This window comes from Streptococcus sp. 2342, from assembly GCF_013276795.1.
In the GTDB taxonomy this organism is placed as follows: domain Bacteria; phylum Bacillota; class Bacilli; order Lactobacillales; family Streptococcaceae; genus Streptococcus.
This window is the reverse complement of the sequence record NZ_VMLR01000003.1, coordinates 554,707-571,779: the sequence shown is the minus strand read 5'-3', so window position 1 is coordinate 571,779 and position 17,073 is coordinate 554,707. Positions and strand designations below refer to the sequence as shown.

At 41.4% G+C, this 17,073-nt stretch carries 18 protein-coding genes and 1 pseudogene; 2 read left to right on the top strand and 17 right to left on the bottom strand.

The window, feature by feature from the left end; genetic code table 11:
- Window positions 1-168: 168 nt before the first annotated feature.
- Window positions 169-393 (top strand): annotated as a pseudogene (locus HT689_RS05240) (ISL3 family transposase); the annotation flags it as partial.
- A gap of 125 nt (window positions 394-518) precedes the next feature.
- Here HT689_RS05240 and rplA read toward each other — a convergent pair.
- From rplA to HT689_RS05185, 11 genes are all read right to left on the bottom strand, one after another.
- Window positions 519-1,208 carry a 50S ribosomal protein L1 gene (rplA, locus tag HT689_RS05235; RefSeq protein ID WP_001085675.1) on the bottom strand — a complete coding sequence of 230 codons (690 nt, stop codon included), beginning with the start codon at window positions 1,206-1,208 and terminating at the stop codon, window positions 519-521.
- 97 nt (window positions 1,209-1,305) lie between these two features.
- Entirely contained in the window at window positions 1,306-1,731 is a 426-nt protein-coding gene (gene rplK / locus HT689_RS05230) for a 50S ribosomal protein L11 (protein WP_001085807.1), read from the bottom strand.
- 122 nt (window positions 1,732-1,853) lie between these two features.
- Window positions 1,854-2,570, bottom strand: a complete 717-nt coding sequence (gene ldcB / locus HT689_RS05225) for an LD-carboxypeptidase LdcB/DacB (protein WP_173227286.1) — start codon at window positions 2,568-2,570, stop codon at window positions 1,854-1,856.
- A 2-nt stretch (window positions 2,571-2,572) separates the two neighbouring features.
- Entirely contained in the window at window positions 2,573-3,043 is a 471-nt protein-coding gene (locus tag HT689_RS05220; RefSeq protein WP_173227283.1) for an HIT family protein, read from the bottom strand.
- A gap of 1 nt (window position 3,044) precedes the next feature.
- A complete protein-coding gene (locus tag HT689_RS05215; protein ID WP_173227281.1) occupies window positions 3,045-4,082 on the bottom strand; it encodes a M42 family metallopeptidase in 1,038 nt (345 codons plus the stop codon).
- A 250-nt stretch (window positions 4,083-4,332) separates the two neighbouring features.
- Window positions 4,333-5,658 carry a branched-chain amino acid transport system II carrier protein gene (brnQ, locus tag HT689_RS05210; protein WP_173280846.1) on the bottom strand — a complete coding sequence of 442 codons (1,326 nt, stop codon included), beginning with the start codon at window positions 5,656-5,658 and terminating at the stop codon, window positions 4,333-4,335.
- A 171-nt stretch (window positions 5,659-5,829) separates the two neighbouring features.
- Window positions 5,830-6,117 carry a rhodanese-like domain-containing protein gene (locus HT689_RS05205; RefSeq protein ID WP_173227278.1) on the bottom strand — a complete coding sequence of 96 codons (288 nt, stop codon included), beginning with the start codon at window positions 6,115-6,117 and terminating at the stop codon, window positions 5,830-5,832.
- Between the two features lie 10 nt (window positions 6,118-6,127).
- Window positions 6,128-6,409 carry a hypothetical protein gene (locus HT689_RS09730; protein WP_240148128.1) on the bottom strand — a complete coding sequence of 94 codons (282 nt, stop codon included), beginning with the start codon at window positions 6,407-6,409 and terminating at the stop codon, window positions 6,128-6,130.
- Window positions 6,410-6,412: 3 nt separating this feature from the next.
- A complete protein-coding gene (locus HT689_RS05195) occupies window positions 6,413-6,991 on the bottom strand; it encodes a uracil-DNA glycosylase family protein (protein WP_173227276.1) in 579 nt (192 codons plus the stop codon).
- 53 nt (window positions 6,992-7,044) lie between these two features.
- Window positions 7,045-8,445, bottom strand: coding sequence for a dipeptidase PepV (gene pepV / locus HT689_RS05190; protein ID WP_173227274.1), 1,401 nt, complete (start codon window positions 8,443-8,445; stop codon window positions 7,045-7,047).
- A 13-nt stretch (window positions 8,446-8,458) separates the two neighbouring features.
- Window positions 8,459-9,064 carry a nitroreductase family protein gene (locus HT689_RS05185; protein WP_173227272.1) on the bottom strand — a complete coding sequence of 202 codons (606 nt, stop codon included), beginning with the start codon at window positions 9,062-9,064 and terminating at the stop codon, window positions 8,459-8,461.
- 170 nt (window positions 9,065-9,234) lie between these two features.
- Here HT689_RS05185 and HT689_RS05180 point away from each other — a divergent pair, with 170 nt between their 5' ends.
- Window positions 9,235-10,035 carry an amino acid ABC transporter substrate-binding protein gene (locus HT689_RS05180; RefSeq protein ID WP_101781471.1) on the top strand — a complete coding sequence of 267 codons (801 nt, stop codon included), beginning with the start codon at window positions 9,235-9,237 and terminating at the stop codon, window positions 10,033-10,035.
- Window positions 10,036-10,214: 179 nt separating this feature from the next.
- On the opposite strand, the gene HT689_RS05175 is transcribed toward HT689_RS05180, so the two are convergent.
- The 6 genes from HT689_RS05175 to HT689_RS05150 all read right to left on the bottom strand — a co-directional run bounded on the left by HT689_RS05175 (window position 10,215) and on the right by HT689_RS05150 (window position 17,052).
- Complete coding sequence (locus HT689_RS05175; protein WP_173227270.1) at window positions 10,215-11,048, bottom strand: metallophosphoesterase family protein; 834 nt, start codon at window positions 11,046-11,048, stop codon at window positions 10,215-10,217.
- The gene (gene uvrC / locus HT689_RS05170; protein WP_173227268.1) at window positions 11,038-12,885 is read right to left on the bottom strand and encodes an excinuclease ABC subunit UvrC; all 1,848 of its coding nucleotides are present in this window, start codon (window positions 12,883-12,885) and stop codon (window positions 11,038-11,040) included. The genes HT689_RS05175 and uvrC overlap by 11 nt, the downstream gene beginning before the upstream one ends.
- Before the next feature lie 38 nt (window positions 12,886-12,923).
- Window positions 12,924-13,625 (bottom strand): M57 family metalloprotease, encoded by a 702-nt coding sequence (locus HT689_RS05165; RefSeq protein WP_173227266.1) that lies wholly within the window; start codon window positions 13,623-13,625, stop codon window positions 12,924-12,926.
- 78 nt (window positions 13,626-13,703) lie between these two features.
- A complete protein-coding gene (gene murN / locus HT689_RS05160; RefSeq protein WP_173227264.1) occupies window positions 13,704-14,936 on the bottom strand; it encodes a peptidoglycan bridge formation alanyltransferase MurN in 1,233 nt (410 codons plus the stop codon).
- A 4-nt stretch (window positions 14,937-14,940) separates the two neighbouring features.
- Window positions 14,941-16,161: a peptidoglycan bridge formation alanyltransferase MurM gene (gene murM / locus HT689_RS05155; protein ID WP_173227262.1), complete on the bottom strand. Its 1,221-nt coding sequence runs from the start codon at window positions 16,159-16,161 to the stop codon at window positions 14,941-14,943.
- A 111-nt stretch (window positions 16,162-16,272) separates the two neighbouring features.
- Window positions 16,273-17,052 carry an alpha/beta hydrolase family protein gene (locus tag HT689_RS05150; protein ID WP_173227260.1) on the bottom strand — a complete coding sequence of 260 codons (780 nt, stop codon included), beginning with the start codon at window positions 17,050-17,052 and terminating at the stop codon, window positions 16,273-16,275.
- Between the last annotated feature and the right edge of the window lie 21 nt (window positions 17,053-17,073).

Here is a 17,073-nt window from a genome sequence, read left to right as displayed (position 1 = left end):
ACAAAAATGAAGAGAAGCACTATTACTTCTCTCCGTCTTTAAAAGGCTCTATACTATTTGTAGTGGGTAAATCCCCTATGGATATTATGGAGCCTATTTTGTTGTAGAAAAAAAGTCCCATAAGATCTATAATGAAAAGCAACAAAACAACTCATTAGAAAGATTCATATGGAACAATTACATTTTATCACAACATTACTAGACATTAAAGACCCTCACATCAAGATTGTAGATATCATCAATATGGATACACATAAGGAAATAATCTCTAAACTGGACTACGATGCCCCATCTTGCCCTGATTGTGGAAGTCTAATGAAGAAATATGACTTTCAAAAATCATCTAAGATTCCTTGCCTTGAAACGACTGGTAGGCCTACCAAAATCCTTATTATTATTTAAATAAACACCTTCGCTTTCAGATTTCTTGTCTTAGGCTGGAATAGTTTCCTAGAATGAAAGTCACATAATCAAAAAAACGAGCACTTTCGTACTCGTTCTCTGATATAAACTACTGATTAAAGTGAGTTTACGTCAACTTTGATACCAACACCTTGAGTAGTTGTGATAGTCAAGTTTGTTACGTAAGTTCCTTTAGCTGTAGCTGGTTTTGCTTTTTGGATTGTTTCGTTGAAAGCTTTGAAGTTTTCAACCAATTTTTCAGCTTCAAATGATACTTTACCGATGATTGCTTGAACGTTACCTGCACGGTCAGCACGGTAAGTGATTTTACCACCTTTAGACTCTTCAACTGCTTTAGCAACATCCATAGTTACAGTACCAGTTTTAGGGTTTGGCATCAAGTTACGTGGTCCAAGGACACGTCCAAGACGTCCAACAAGAGCCATCATGTCAGGTGTAGCGATAACTACGTCGAAGTCCAACCAACCGTCGTTGATTTTAGCAACAAGGTCATCTTCACCAACAAAGTCTGCACCAGCAGCTTTTGCTTCTTCAGCTTTTGCACCACGTGCGAAAACAAGAACGCGTGAAGTTTTACCAGTACCGTTTGGCAATACCATTGCTCCACGGATTTGTTGGTCAGCTTTTTTAACGTCGATGTTCAAGTTGTAAGCAACTTCTACAGTTGCGTCAAATTTTGCAAAGTTAGTTTCTTTTGCAAGTGCTACAGCTTCTTCTACGCTGTATGCTTTTGTGCTGTCAATTTTCTCAAGAGCAGCACGAAGTTGTTTGCTTTTTTTAGCCATTTTCTATTCTCCTTGTAAGTGGTTCAATCGATTTTCATCTCCCACGTCACTTCTCGAAATGATGAAGTCTTGCGGGTTATATTGGGGGTGTTATTGATTAGTCAACAACAGTGAATCCCATAGAACGAGCAGTACCTTCGATCATACGCATTGCAGACTCTACGTTTGCTGCGTTCAAATCTGGCATCTTAGTTTCTGCAATTTCTTGTACTTGCGCACGAGTAACTGTAGCAACTTTAGTTTTGTTAGGTGTACCTGATCCTTTTTCAACACCTGCAGCTTTTTTCAAAAGAACAGCAGCTGGTGGTGTTTTAGTGATGAAAGTAAATGATTTATCTTCGTAAACTGAGATAACAACTGGAATGATCATACCAGCTTGGTCAGCTGTACGAGCGTTGAACTCTTTTGTGAATCCCATGATGTTGATACCAGCTTGACCAAGAGCAGGTCCAACCGGTGGAGCTGGTGTAGCTTTACCAGCAGGGATTTGCAATTTTACAAGTTTTTCGACTTTTTTAGCCATTTTTAAATCCTCCTTTGTGGTTTTGGCGGTAATTAGAGATTTTTACCTCCCACAAGTATGTTTTTCACATACCCATCTATTATACACTATTTATCTGGAATTGCAAGAGAAAAGTTTATTTTTTAATCGACATAATCTCCGCCTTCAAAGCCGTAGTATTCTTCCAAACTGAGACCACTCTCAGCAATTTCTTTAGCTTCTTTTCCTACATAACGCAGGTGCCATTCTTCAGCCATATAGCCTGTTTCCTTTTCCTTGCCTTTGAGATAACGGACAACAAAGCCATAATCAGCCGCATGGTCCAAGAGCCATTGGGCTGCTTTTTCTTCTGTTACCAAATCACCATCAGTCCCAATCACATCAAAGGCCAAGCCTGTCTGGTGTTCGCTATAGCCAGGACGGGCAGAGTAACGGTCAGCTGCTGCTTTCCCGTCTTGATTGACATAATCTTGGTAGAGCTTGGTCTGAGTTTCATAACTTCTAAAGCCACTGTAATGGTCACTGATTGGGAAACCTGCATCTTGCATGGCTTTGATGAGTTTGACTAACTCAGCCTTGGCTGTTGGATTTTCCCCCGGATTGTAGTCTTTAGACAATGGATAGTGTTTGTTGGCTACGATGATTTCATCGTATTTCCCTTGGATGCTGTAGTAGTCACCTTTATTAACCACTTCTGCTTTCTTCTGGGCAGCTCCTTGAGACTTACTTCCTACTGTTCCATCAGCTTTGGCTGTCTGTTCTGTCTTAGCTTCTCCGTCTTCATTTTTTGCTTTTTCTTGTGAACAAGCTGCTAGACTCAAGGCTAGCAAAGCTGTCAAGACAAGGTATCTTTTTTTCATTTCTACTCCTTTATTTCTAATAGTTTATCTACTTCTGACGATAAACATTCGACTAATCTTTTAATCTCTTCCGGTTTTACTTGGCAAGTTTCTGCTGTCATTTCTTCAAAGGGAACCCACCAGACTGGACCACGTCCCTTGAGACCGTGACCATTCATATCACCTCTTCGTCTAGGGAAAAGGTGCCAGTGGAGATGGGCATCGCCATTTCCTAGCAGTTCGATATTCATTTTCTCAGCAGCAAAGGCCTTGGCAACCGCCTCTTGGACTAGACTCATTTCTTCGAGAAAACGGAATCTTGTTTCCTTTTTCAAATGGTGCAATTCCGTGACGTGTTCCTTGGCTAGAAAGAGACTATAGCCTGCAAAATACTGGTGATCTCCAATGACCACATAGCCTGTTTCCAACTCTTTGACAAAGTAGGGATTTTCTCCCTTCTTGATGAGCTCAATTCTCTGGCAAATCAGACACATATTAGTCTACCAACCCACTCTTAAGATAAGCATCAACCATACGCTCCGTTGCAACCACCGAGTCAATGTGTGTTCGTTCGTAAGAGTGACTTGATTCAATACCAGCACCAAGCAGAGCGTGTTTGACTTCTGCACCTGCGGACATAGCCGCTGAAGCATCCGAACCATAAAATGGATAGATATCCAGCTTAAATGGAATATCTTGCTCTTTCGCCAAGGCAACCAAGTGTTGACGGAAGTCATAGTGATACGGGCCTGAAGCATCCTTGACACAGATGGATACTGTGTACTCATCTGTCTGCTGGTCATCCCCCATAGCTCCCATATCCACAGCCAGATATTCTACTACCTGATCAGGAATATTAGAGTTAGCACCATGGCCTACTTCTTCAAAGACTGAAAAAGCAAAATGAGTTGTTACGGGCAATGCAATCTTCTCTTCCTTATAAATACGAAGCAGGTTAAGCAAAATCGCTGCGCTGACCTTATCATCCAAATGACGAGACTTGATGAACCCTGTCTCTGTCACGACAGTTCGTGGATCAAAGCTGATAAAATCACCGACCTCAATCCCCAAGGCACGAGTTTCTTTTTCATTGGTCACTTTTGCATCCAAACGCACTTCCATATTGTCCTGCGTGCGTTCTGCAGTTCCTGCATCCTTGTAGACATGGCAAGAAGTTTGGTGGATAAGGATGGTTCCGGATACCTTTTGACCTGTGCTAGCCACATGAACGGTACAGTTTTCTCCTTCAATCATGTTCCAAGGAAAACCACCGATACGATCCATTTTGAGACGGCCGTCTGGTTTGACAGCACGGACAATAGCACCCAGCGTATCTACATGGGCAGTCACATAGCGATGTTGTTCATCATTTTGACCTTTGATGGTCACATTGACACCACCCTTGGCTGTGCGAGCCGGCTGGTAACCAAAATCTTCTAAAGTCTTGACCAAATAGTCCGAAATCTCACGAGTGAAGCCTGTTGGCGATGCAATAGCTGTTAGTTCTTTGATATATTCTACTGTTTGATTCATTTATTTACCTCTTTTGCTACCTATTATAACACATTTATCATCGGATAAAAAAAGAAAATCACTCCTGTAGACTTGGCTACAAAAGTGATTTTATACTCAATGAAAATCAAAGAGCAAACTAGGAAACTAGCCGCAGGTTGCTCAAAACACTGTTTTGAGGTTGTAGATGGAACTGACGTAGTCAGTATCCTATACATACGACAAGGCGACGTTGACGCGGTTTGAAGAGATTTTCGAAGAGTATTAGTGATTATTCCATTTCAAAAACATCACTTTCTTGCTTGTTTGGCAGAACCAATGAGAGCAAGATTCCGACAACGGCTGGTACTAACCATGGGAGAGATGCCTTGGCAAAAGGAAGAGCGCTGACAAGATTTGCAAGAAACTCAACCTTAAACGAGCTTCCTAGTACGCTTGCAATGGCAATAGCTGTAACCATAGCAATTGTCAACTGCATACCTGGTTTTGAAAGTGCCACAAATTTGTTGACAATGACAATCATAACGATGGCAATGGTGATTGGGTACAAGATAACCAGTACTGGAATTGAGTACTTGATAATCGCATCAAGACCCAAATTGGCAATGGCAAATCCAATCAAGGTAAAGGCTGTCGCATAAACCTTGTAGCTGATTTGTGGGAAGCCTTCATTAAAGAACTCAGCTGTTGACACAATCAGACCAACTGTTGTTGTGAAACAGGTTACGGTAACCATAGCTGCAAGGAAGAGTTGAGCTGTTGAGCCAAAGATTTCTTGAGTGGCTTGTGACAAGATGTAAACACCTGGTGTTCCACCCTTCATCGCCTCAGCTGGTACCGGGAAATGGTTCCCAAGGAAACCTAAGCCGATGTAAAGAGCGCTGAAGGCAAGGGCTACAACGATACCAACAACCCAAATAGTCGAAATGTACTCTTTCTTACTTGAGAAGCCAAGTTGTTTCAAGGTTTGAACTGCGATTACGCTAAAGGCAACTGAAGCAAGAGCATCCAAGGTATTATATCCTTCTAGGAAACCTGTCCCAAAGGCAGAAGCTTGATAAGCGGCTGAAGCAACTTGAGGACTTGTTCCACCGTATTTGAAAGCTCCCAGAACAACCAAGATAACGATCAAAATCGCAAAAACTGGCGTTAAAATACGGCCGATACGGTCTAAGATTTTTGATGGATTAAGCGAAATCAAATAGGCTGCTGCAAAATACAGAACCGTAAAGACAATCAAACCAAGACCTTTATTTGCATCCGACAAAAGGGGGCTAATCCCTACTTCGTAAGCTGTTGTAGCAGTACGTGGGATAGCAAAGAATGGACCGATTGACAAGTAAAGAACTGAGAGGTAAAGAGTCGCAAACCAAGGCGCTATCTTTGTAGAAATCTCGTAGATATATCCTTTAGGATTTAGCGTTCCAATAATAAGGGTCAAGACGGCGATACCGACACCTGAAAAGACAAAACCTGCGATGGCAGGAAGAAAATGTTCTCCAGATAGAGCACCTAGAGAAGGCGGAAAAATCAAGTTCCCCGCACCAAAAAATATTCCAAACAGAAGCAAACCTGTTAGGGCACCTTTTTTAGCCATGAAAATCTCCTTTATATTTATAAAATACTGACCTAGTATATCATGAATAGGAGTATGAAAAAAGCTTCACGAAGTAAATATTGAATGTTTTCAAGATTCTTAAAAATGAGAATTATCTAAAAATAAAATTCCCCTACCCAGTCCACACCAAGTAGGAGAAAATTATAATGTTTACAGTTCTTCAAAGGCAGTCATACCACCTTGTACATTGATAACCTCATAACCTTGTTCTGATAAGAATTGGCAAGCATGCGCCGATCTCATTCCAGATTTACAAATAACATAATGTAACTGGTCCTTGTCCAACTGATCATAGATATCGGCTAATTGACTCAGAGGAAGATTCTGAGCACCTTCTAAATGAAGAGCTTCAAACTCATCCACTTCTCTCACGTCCACTAAAGAAAGTTGGTCGTTTTGGTAAAGCTGGTAAAATGCGTCAAAGGTAATTTCTTTCATTCTTTTTCTCCTAATACTCTTCGAAAATCTCTTCAAACCACGTCAGCGTCGCCTTACCGTGCGTATAGTTACTGACTTCGTCAGTTCTATCCACAACCTCAAAACAGTGTTTTGAGCTGACTTCGTCAGTTCTATCCACAACCTCAAAACTGTGTTTTGAGCTGACTTCGTCAGTTCTATCCACAACCTCAAAACAGTGTTTTGAGCTGACTTCGTCAGTTTTATCTGCAACCTCAAAGCTGTACTTTGAGCAGCCTGCGGCTAGCTTCCTAGTTTGCTCTTTGATTTTCATTGACTATAAAATGGTTTTAATTCTTTTTTTCAAATCTGGCACCACTTCTGTCTCAAACCATGGATTTTTGGCCATCCAGATTTGATTTCGCGGTGAGGGGTGAACTAAAGGAAAATACTCTGGCAAGTAGTTCTGGTAATGTTTCACCCTCTCCGTCACCTTGCCACTGACTTTCTCCTGCAAATAGTAGGCTTGGGCATACTGGCCAATCAAGAGGGTCAACTGAATATCTGGTAATTCTTGCAAGAGCTGTGGATGCCATTTTTCAGCAAAACCAGTTCTCGGTGGCAGATCACCTGACTTGCCATGTCCTGGAAAGTAGAAATCCATAGGCAAAACAGCAAAATATCCTGAATTGTAAAAAGTATCTTCATCCACACCTAGCCAGTCTCTCAGACGGTCACCACTCTTATCTTTCCAGTAAAGGCCTGCTTCTTGGGTTTTAAGTCCAGGTGCCTGACCGATGATATTGATGCGAGCAGTCTTTGGCGCTGCAAAGAGAGGCTCAATGCCACGCTCTGTATAGCTGGCATTCTGCGGATCTGACATGATAGCCTGTTTGATTCTTTCGATTTGAGACATCTACTTTCCCTCCAAAAAGAAGTCTAAGCATAAGATCTCAGACTTCTATCGTTTTATTTGATCAATTCGTAAATAGCTTCGGCATAAATTGCTGCTGCTCGGAAGAGATCATCCAAGGCGATAAATTCATTAGCTTGGTGCATGGTGTCAATTGAGTCTGGGAACATAGCACCGTAGGCAACACCACGCTCAAGCAAACGACCAAAGGTACCACCACCGATGACTTGCTCGTGACCTTTAAGACCAGTTTGTTTTTCATAGACACTCAACAAGGTTTGAACAAGTGGATCTTCCATTGGCACATAGTGAGGGGTGTGACCGTGCTCAGAAAGGCTAACAGAAGCAACTGGCAAGTTTTCAAGGATTGACTTGATTTGTTCTGGACTTGTTCCTTTTGGATAGCGGATATTAAGGGCAATGGTATTATCAGCGCTCGTTTCATCAAAGCGGAAGACGCCTGCATTCATAGAAAGGGCACCCATCTTTTCATCCACATGAGCAATCTTGAGACTTTCACCCTCATGGTCGTTCAAGAGAATTTTACCAGCGATGTCAAGGTAGTCTTTGGCTGGACCAGCAAAGTCAAACTGGCTAAGGAAGAGGGCTAGGTAAGTCGCACCATTGACACCTGAAGCAGGCATAGCACCGTGGGCTGATTTACCAATGATCGTCACCTTGTATTGGCCGGCTTCTTCTTGGAGTTCTCCTCTAAGTTTGTGTTCTGCAACAAAGGCATCTAGTTTAGCTTGCAAGTCAGCCAAGTCACCTGAAACGACTGCTGTTGCTGATTCAGGTACCATATTTTCACGCAAACCACCTGTGAAGCTGTGAAGACGGGCACCACCTGCATTTTCACCTGCAAAGTGAAGGTATTCCGTGATATTTCCTTTTTCACCATTGATGATAGGGAATTCAGCGTCTGGAGAGAAACCGAAGTCTGGTTTTGCAAGTCCTACATGCTCGAAGTAGTAGTCCATGTCTGCCCAACCTGATTCTTCGTCTGTTCCAACGATGAAACGAACTTTCTTAGAAGTTGGAAGACCCAATTCTTTGATGATTTTCAAACCATAGTAACAAGCTGTTGTAGGTCCCTTGTCGTCCGAAGCCCCACGCGCATATAGGCGACCATCTTTGATAGTTGGTGTGTAAGGGTCTGTGTCCCAACCGCTACCAGCTGGCACCACGTCCATGTGGGCAAAGATTCCGAGAACTTCTTCTCCATCACCAAACTCGAAATGCCCTGCATAGTTATCAACATTCTTAGTTGGATAGCCATCACGGTCTGCGATTTCAAGGAATTTCTCCAAGGCTTTTACTGGACCAGGCCCAAATGGATGTTCAGCATCAACCTTGCTGTCATCACGTTCTGAGTTGATTTCCAAAAGGCTAAACAAGTCAGCCAAGAGGTCTTCTTTGCGTTTTTCTACTTCTGCTGTAAAATCAATTACTGTCATTTTTTTCTTCTTTCTATCTTTTCTCAATGATTTCATCTACTGGCAAGCGGTAGCTTGGTTCCAATTTGTCGTCCGTGTAACCCACTGTAACCAAGAGTTCCGGGCGGAAGCGGTCTTCGATATCCAAAACTTCGTTGACTTTTGATTTGTCAAAACCAAGAATCAGATTTGATCCGATTCCCTGATCTGTAAGAGCCAAAACCAAGTTCATAGCAACCAGACCTGCATTGAGGGCTAGGTAGTCGCTGACCTGTTGTTCATTGTAACGGGCAAATTCCGCAGGTAAATTTTTCATAAAGTATTGAAGTTGCTCTTCAGAAAAGTTATTAGCACCGCCGACACGGGCAATCTTACGAGCACGTTTAGCCAAATCTGTGTCTGTAAATAAGGCAATAGTTACAGGAGCTGATGATACCTGTTCAAAGTTTGAACCGTAAGCCAATTTTGCCAGTTCAGCATTTTTCTCACGTACCACCACAAATTTCCAAGGCTGGCTGTTGTGGGCACTTGGTGCCAAGGTTGCAATTTCGATAGCCGTACGCACATCTTTTGGATCAACTGGCTTATCAGTGAAATGCTTAGTCGCATGACGTTTTTTATTTAATTCAAGAAATTTCATAATCGATTTCCTTTTCTAATTCTACTGCTTCCATTCTACCATAATTTGAAAGAGCTTGCAGGGATTTTTCATGATTAAGATTTTTTATTACAGCCATAAAAAATATATATTGGTTCATCAAGAAAGTTTCTGATAAACTAGCAAGTACTTTACATTTGAATGGAGATATTATGAAAAAATTCAGCCTATTACTAGCCATCATCCCCTTTTTGGTTGCCTGTGGAAATCAAGCTACACCTAAAGAAACCAGCTCTCAGAAGACAATCGTCGTTGCTACAGCTGGCGATGTGCCACCATTTGACTACGAAGATAAAGGCAATCTGACAGGCTTCGATATTGAAGTTCTAAAAGCAGTAGATGAAAAACTCAGCGACTACGAGATTCAATTTCAAAGAACCGCCTGGGAGAGTATCTTCCCAGGACTTGATTCTGGTCACTATCAGGCTGCGGCAAATAACTTGAGTTACACAAAAGAGCGTGCTGAAAAATACCTCTACTCACTTCCAATTTCAAACAATCCCCTCGTCCTTGTCAGCAACAAGAAAAATCCTTTGACTTCACTTGACCAAATTGCTGGTAAAACAACGCAAGAAGATATCGGAACTTCAAACGCTCAATTCATCAATAACTGGAATCAAAAACACACTGATAATCCTGCTACTATCGATTTTTCTGGTGAAGATATCGGCAAACGAATCCTAGACCTTGCTAACGGAGAGTTTGATTTCCTAGTTTTTGACAAAGTATCTGTTCAAAAGATTATCAAGGACCGTGGCTTAGACCTTTCTGTGGTTGACTTGCCTTCTGCCGATAGCCCCAGCAACTATATCGTTTTCTCAAGCGACCAAAAAGAGTTTAAAGAGCAATTTGATAAAGCACTCAAAGAACTCTACCAAGATGGAACACTTGAAAAACTCAGCAATACCTATCTAGGTGGCTCTTATCTCCCAGATAAATCTCAGTTACAATAATACTCTTCGAAAATCTCTTCAAACCACGTCAGCTTTATCTGCAACCTCAAAGCTGTGCTTTGAGCAACCTACGTCTAGCTTCCTAGTTTGCTCTTTGATTTTCATTGAGTATAAGATATATTAAAAACGATTGGACGAGCCAATCGTTTTTAGTTTGCATTGGTTATTTTAGGAAACTTTTACAAAAAATCAAAAAAATTCTTCACATCTTCTACATACCCATGCTTTTCTATTAAGCTAGCTAAGAGTTCCAGATTGTGCCCCTGATAGTTGTCTTCTCTTCGTAGCTCTTCATACATTTCGATAAAGGGAAGACCCTTGGACTTGGCCAATTCCAACTCCGCCTCATAATCATAAGCGACTTTACGAAATAGGATATTTACCAATTCCCCATCTTCAACTTCTATTATAGCATACTGGGCACGGTGATTTTTTAACGCCTCCCAATCAAAATAGGGCATACCAATAGAACCTGGATTGATGATTTGTTGCCCCTGACTTCCATAACGAAGCAACTGCTTGTGAACATGACCATAGACTGCCACGTCCGTTTCCTCATCTAGCAGTTGGTCAAATTTCTCTGTATCATTCTCAACTAGCAAGTCACCACCATAGTTCTTATTTGGCAAATTATGAGAGATAGAAAAGCGCAATCCGTCAATTTCTTTCTTTTCCAGCAAAGGCAAGCTTCGTAGCCAGACAATCGTTGCAGGATCCATTTGCTCCATCAAAAACTGGGTCATGCGCATTGACTGGATTTCTTTCGGATGTTCCAAACCATATTCGCCATCCAAGGCCTCAAGGACACGATCATCCCAATTGCCTCGAACACTGGTTGTGATAGGAAGGTCCTTTAGCAGGGCGACTAAGTCATTTGCGCCTGGACCAGGAAGAAAAATATCTCCCAGAAGCCAGTATTCACTGACTCCTTGATTTTTAGCATCTGCAATCACTGCTTCTAGGGCCGTCGCATTGCCATGAATATCTGATAAAATTGCGATTTTATGTTTCATTGTGGTTTCCTTCCGTTTGATAATCTACTCTTTCTTCCGCCACTTGAGGTAAAGCTTCTGCCTCTTGCGGGTTCAACTTGGTTTGCACAGCTTCTGCAACAAGTCTCGGTACTCCAACTTCGACAATCTCATCCACACTGGCTTCCTTGATTTTGGTCAAAGACTTGAAATGCTTCATGAGATTTTGCTTACGTTTAGGTCCCAGACCGTCAATGCCATCCAGTTGTGATGAAAAAGAATTTTTGGAGCGCAGTTGGCGATGGAAGGTGATGGCAAAGCGGTGCACCTCATCTTGGATGCGTTGGAGGAGGAAAAATTCCTGAGAATTGCGAGACAACTCCACCACCTCCAGCGGATCTCCAAAGAGCAATTCATGGGTTTGGTGCTTATCATTCTTTTGCAGACCTGCAATAGGAATGTCCAAACCCAGCTCTTCTTGGATGACTTGCTTGGCGATATTGACTTGACCTTGTCCTCCATCAATGACAATCAAATCTGGCGGGGTTAAACCCTCGCGCTGAACTCGACCATAGCGCCTGCGAATGACTTCTCTCATACTGGCATAGTCGTCTGGCCCAACGACAGTCTTGATTTTATACTTACGATAATCCTTCTTACTTGGTTTGCCGTTGACAAAGACCACCATGGCTGAAACAGGACTGGTCCCCATGATGTTGGAGTTATCGAAAGATTCGATACGAACTGGGGTTGGGATTTGAAGCAAGCGTCCTAGATTTTCAATAGCCCCTTGGGTCTTTTCGACAGATTTCTCTAGCAGATTGAACTTCTGCTCCAGACTAACTCGAGCATTCTTTATAGCCAGATTGACCAGCTGCTTTTTCTCTCCACGCTGGGGTTTGAGAATCTTGGTATTCACCAAGGCCTTGACTGCTTCTTCATCGACATCCTGCGGAATCAGTACCTCATTGGGAACCAGGTGAGATTTTTCTTGATAAAATTGTCCCACATAAGTCAAGAAGTCCTCATCCGGATCGTTGTAGTAGGGAAAAAGATTGACATCGCGCTCAATAAGCTTGCCCTGACGAACAAAGAAAACCTGAACACACATCCAGCCCTTGTCCACATAGTAGCCGAAGACATCGCGATTTTGGAGATCCTTGGCCATAACCCGTTGCTTGGTTCGAAGCGTTCCAATGGCCTGAATCAGGTCACGATATTCCGCTGCACGTTCAAATTCCATAGTCTGGGCTGCCGTTGCCATCTTGCCCTTTAGGTCATCAATGATTTTGTCATCTTGCCCTTTCAGAAAATCAGAAACCTCCTGAGCCATAGACTTGAAGTAGACCTCATCCTTCTTACAGATGGTATGGGCCATACATTGACCGATATGGTAGTAAAAACAGACCTTAGACGGTGGATTGGTACACTTACGAAAAGGGAAAATCCGATCTAGCAACCGCTTGATTTCATTGGCCGCCCCCACATCTGGATAAGGTCCGAAATAAAGACCTCCATCTTTTTTGACCTGACGAGTGATAATCAAACGAGGATAGCGTTCATTGGTGATTTTGATGAAAGGATAAGACTTATCATCCTTGAGCATGATATTGTACTTGGGCTTGTTTTCCTTAATCAGGTTGATTTCTAGGAGAAGTGCCTCAATATTAGACTCCGTAACAATAAATTCAAAATCCACAATTTCAGACACCAAGGCCTCTGTTTTAGTATCATGACTTCCACGGAAATAGGACCGCACGCGGTTACGCAGATTTTTTGCCTTTCCTACATAGATAATGGTGCCGTTTTTATCCTTGTGAATGTAACAACCAGGGCTGGTCGGCAAAAGCTCTAGTTTTGATTTAATCAAGTTGTTCATAATTCCATTATAGCAAAAAAGTAGGGAAAGATAGTCCCCTACTCATTAGTCTCATATAATTTTCGAAGTCTTTCAACATCCTCTTCCTGGATACCATAAAAAGAACCTGCTGGTTGCATGACAGACTTCTCATCTGTATGGTCTAAGCCAATCGCATGCCCCAACTCATGTTCTGCCGTATGGACAATACGCTCATAGGAATAGCCATAGTCTGGATTGGACAAATAATAATGATTCAACCGCACCGTTACAGACAAGAATTGTCCCGTTAAGAGATTGGTCTGACTTTCCGCCTCTCCTGCCACAGGAGTGCTTCCATCGTTCATCTCCGTAGCCATAATATCTGCCTTGCCGGCCTCAGTCACGAGTTCAAAGTTAAAAGCACCTGTTTGATTCCAGTTCTGAATCGCTTCTAAATATGCCTCTTGAAAACGTGAATCCATTTGCGGATCCAAGTAAATACGAGCAGAGGCCTGTGGCCACCTTCCTTCAGAATGCTGGTGACTATCTGTCTGACTTAACTTAGGCAGTTGCCCTGTTTTTCCCCATTGGTCAATACTTTGTTGACCAATTTTTACCGACCGCTCTACTTGCTTTAGTGCTCCTTGAAAATCCCCGTTCAGATACCAGAGAAATCCAAAAGCAAGAGCACATAAGAGTACAACTATCCAAACCAGACGCCAAAACAAACGCCAAACAAAAGAAAAGAAAGCCCCTATCAAACGAAAAAGCCAGCGCATATCCTTCCACCTTTCTAGTAAATAAAGTCTATTTTACTAAAAGAAGCTGAAAGAAAGCTAAATACTGACTTTTTCATCTTAACGTCCTACTATTTTTTTGAGTAACTGGATAGCTTTGTATTTTAAAGGCGATGGATGGTACCGGAAAGTACCTGCTTTGCGTACAATATAGCCATTAAAATTCTGTTTAAAACGCAAAACACCATCACTTCCATCAAAAATCCCTTGAATCCCTAGGAAGTTGTATTTAGGTATTCCACGTTTTATACTTTCCAACATAATATATTTTTGAAGTAGCGCAGGGGCATAGAATTTATTAAACTCAGTGTAGGAACCACTAAAGAGATAAGTCGTTTCCTGAGGCATATAAACAAATAAACTCCCAGCTAAAACAATATCTTCTTCCCCATATTTTTCAATCAAGTCTCGCGCTTCTGCTTTTCGAACTTCAAACGTTTCAAATTGACTAGAATATTCTCTCAGTTGATTTTGTTTTTTCTCAGAATGAGGCTTTTTACTCAAATCAAGTCGCAACTTGTCCAAGATTTCTTCTAGTTTACTTTGTTCACCTTGCAATTTGCTCATATAGTCCGAAAAATTTAAGCTTGCTATGAGAAACTCCGCTTGTTCTCCAAAAGCATCATAAAAATGCTCATAGTATTCTAAAGTTTTATCACTATATTCTCTACGTTCAGAGGTTTCTTTTGTGATATTCTTAAAAATCGATAGTTCTTCACGTTTTAACTTTTTCAACCGAATGCCAAAGGTTTCAGCCTTTTTAACCAAGGGTTTCCCTTTTTTGCTAAAACTTTTAAGCAAATTCTTTTCAGTTAATTCAGTCAAATCCTTATAGTATAACCAATCTGGTTCTCCACCTGGATACCCTGTCGTCAATCCATCAAATTGATAACCTAAATCAGTTAAACCTTGAATAATACTTTTTTTCTCAGCATTTATCGGATTACCTTCACTATCAAAAGTTTGATAAGTTTCATAAGGTTTTACAAGCAACTCTAATACACCATTTTGCTTAGCATATTCTTTTAACTCCGCATAAAAAACTGGAAGAGCATCTTGTTGGGTATAAATCGGCCCCGAATTGAGCTCCATATGCAGACCACCTAGCATGGGCAAGCTATAAACCAGAGCTGCAACTTGAATTTCTCCTTCTTGTTTCAAAGCAAGATAAACAATTCGAGCCCCTCTTTTTTCTAATAAGTCCCCCATCTGGACCGACTGCATAAAGGAACGAGAAGAAACCTGACCAGAATAAGCCTGAAACTCTTCTTTCGTGAGTGTAATTAGTGCCATATACTTACTTTCTATGTTTTTTTCTTAATGTTTTACGGAAATCAAGAGCAAGTCTTAACAGAGGATAGAGAGGATGGGTAGGCATTGTAAATTCACCCAAATATTCTTCAATCGTTGGATTAAATTTTTCCTTAAAATGATAAAGTCCACCATTGAGAGAGTTTTCAACACCACCTAAATTTTGCCACAACATACCTCGCTCAAAGGCATAGCGAGCCGTTTCATACCAAGTTAAAATTGGTGCATTGTAACGTTTAAAATCATCATCCATACCAGCATATAGATTGACAGAGGTAGTACCAAATTCCAAACTCAAAGTAGCCGCTAAAGGAACTCTCGCTTGACCTGCATCCATATATTCCTGCAGGAAAGTCAATTCCTCTAACAAACGTTCTTTTTCCTTCTTCTGCGCTTCTACTTTTGAAGTGCGAGTCGACTCAGTAAAGGTCTCTTCCAAGGCTCTATTTTTCGCTAACTGTTCTTCTAATTCTTGCGAACGTTTAGAGACATCCAAGGTGGCCAAGGTGATATAGGCCTTGTCCTTAAAATTATCTAACAACTTTTTATAATAGGCTTCATTCCTCAAATGAATCTCTTTCCGCTTCTCGGTTTTTTTCATCAAAAAGGAAAAAGACTCCAATAATTCAGTTCCACCAAATTGAATCTCTACCCCCTTATTCCGTGCTGTTCGGATAGCTTGCCTCGTTGACTTAGAAAGTTTATCTTCTTCAAAATTTTCCTTGTATATTTTCGCCTGAATACGAGGTTGAATGGTGTCTCCCATTTCCTCTGTTTTTCCTGACCACCTTACTCCCATTTGTTGCAAACTATCAATAATAGCCAGATTTTCAGGAAATTCTGTCTTTTCCTGATTGATTAAACTTTGAGACAGGCAAATACTTGGATCAAAAGTCACAAAAATAGCTCTCTTACTACGAGCATAAGACTTAATGGACTGAATGACAAAACTCAAGAGTTCCGTATCCCCATAATCCAATATGGGTCCTCTTGGGACGTAAAACATTTTATAGCCTAGCGGAAGAGTTCTAATCAAAATACTAGCTGTAGCCAGTAATTTTTCTTCCCTGTAGACACCAAACCTCTCATGTTGCCAATCAGACTTAACTTCTTCCCAAGCACTACTTTGTAATACATTAGCTAATTCATGTTCTTTGACAAACTGATCATATTCTAATGTGGGAATGCCAATTTGATAACGGTACATTTCCTACTCTCTTTCCTCCAGTATCTTATTACTATTCTACTACTTTCGTTTGAAAAGTCTAGTGAAAACATATTTTATTTTAGTTCTACTACCCCTATGCTGGAGTTCAAACTAACTCAATCTCTCTTCTAATTTGAAATCAATTGGTAGGGTTGCTAAAAAACGTTCCAATTGTTTTTCCCAGTAGTACCATTCGTGAGTTCCAGCACTATGGCTATAGATCACATCAAATCCCAGTTTTTTGAGATTTTTCACTGCTAGATTATTGGCTTCATACAAGAAATCCTGCTCACCACACCAAGCCCACAGCTTGGTCTTTTTGTCCGATTTTTTAGCCAGACTTTCAAGTGAATAGGGACTAGTTGTCCAGTCTTTAATCTCCCCAAAAACACCTCTCCAATAAGCCGGTGTCCCCAAATTTTGGCTCTCAGGAGAAAAATCTTGAAAACTAAGGGCACCTGAAAAACTAGCTGCATGAGAAAAACGATTTGTAGCAAGAGCCAATTTGAAACAGCCGTAGCCTCCCATAGAGAGACCAGCGATAAAGGTCTTTTCACGCTTGCTGGTCATGTTAGGGAAGAAGCGTTTCAAAACCTCTGGCAATTCCTCTGCTAGAGCTGTGTAATAGTCAAAACCATACTGGGTATCGGTATACCAACCGTTGCTGGTATTGGGCAGGACAACGATTAGATTGGTTCCTCGAAGCAAGCGTTCTACATTGGTTCGCTTGAGCCAACTATTATGATTGCCAGACATCCCGTGCAAGAGGTACAAGACGGGAATATCTTTACAATCTGGTTCTTCCACTCGATTAGCATCAGGATAGAGGACATTCACTCCCCACTCCATATCCAAAACTTGTGAGTAATACTCGATTTTCATTACTGCCATGATTTTCTCCTTCTATTTTCC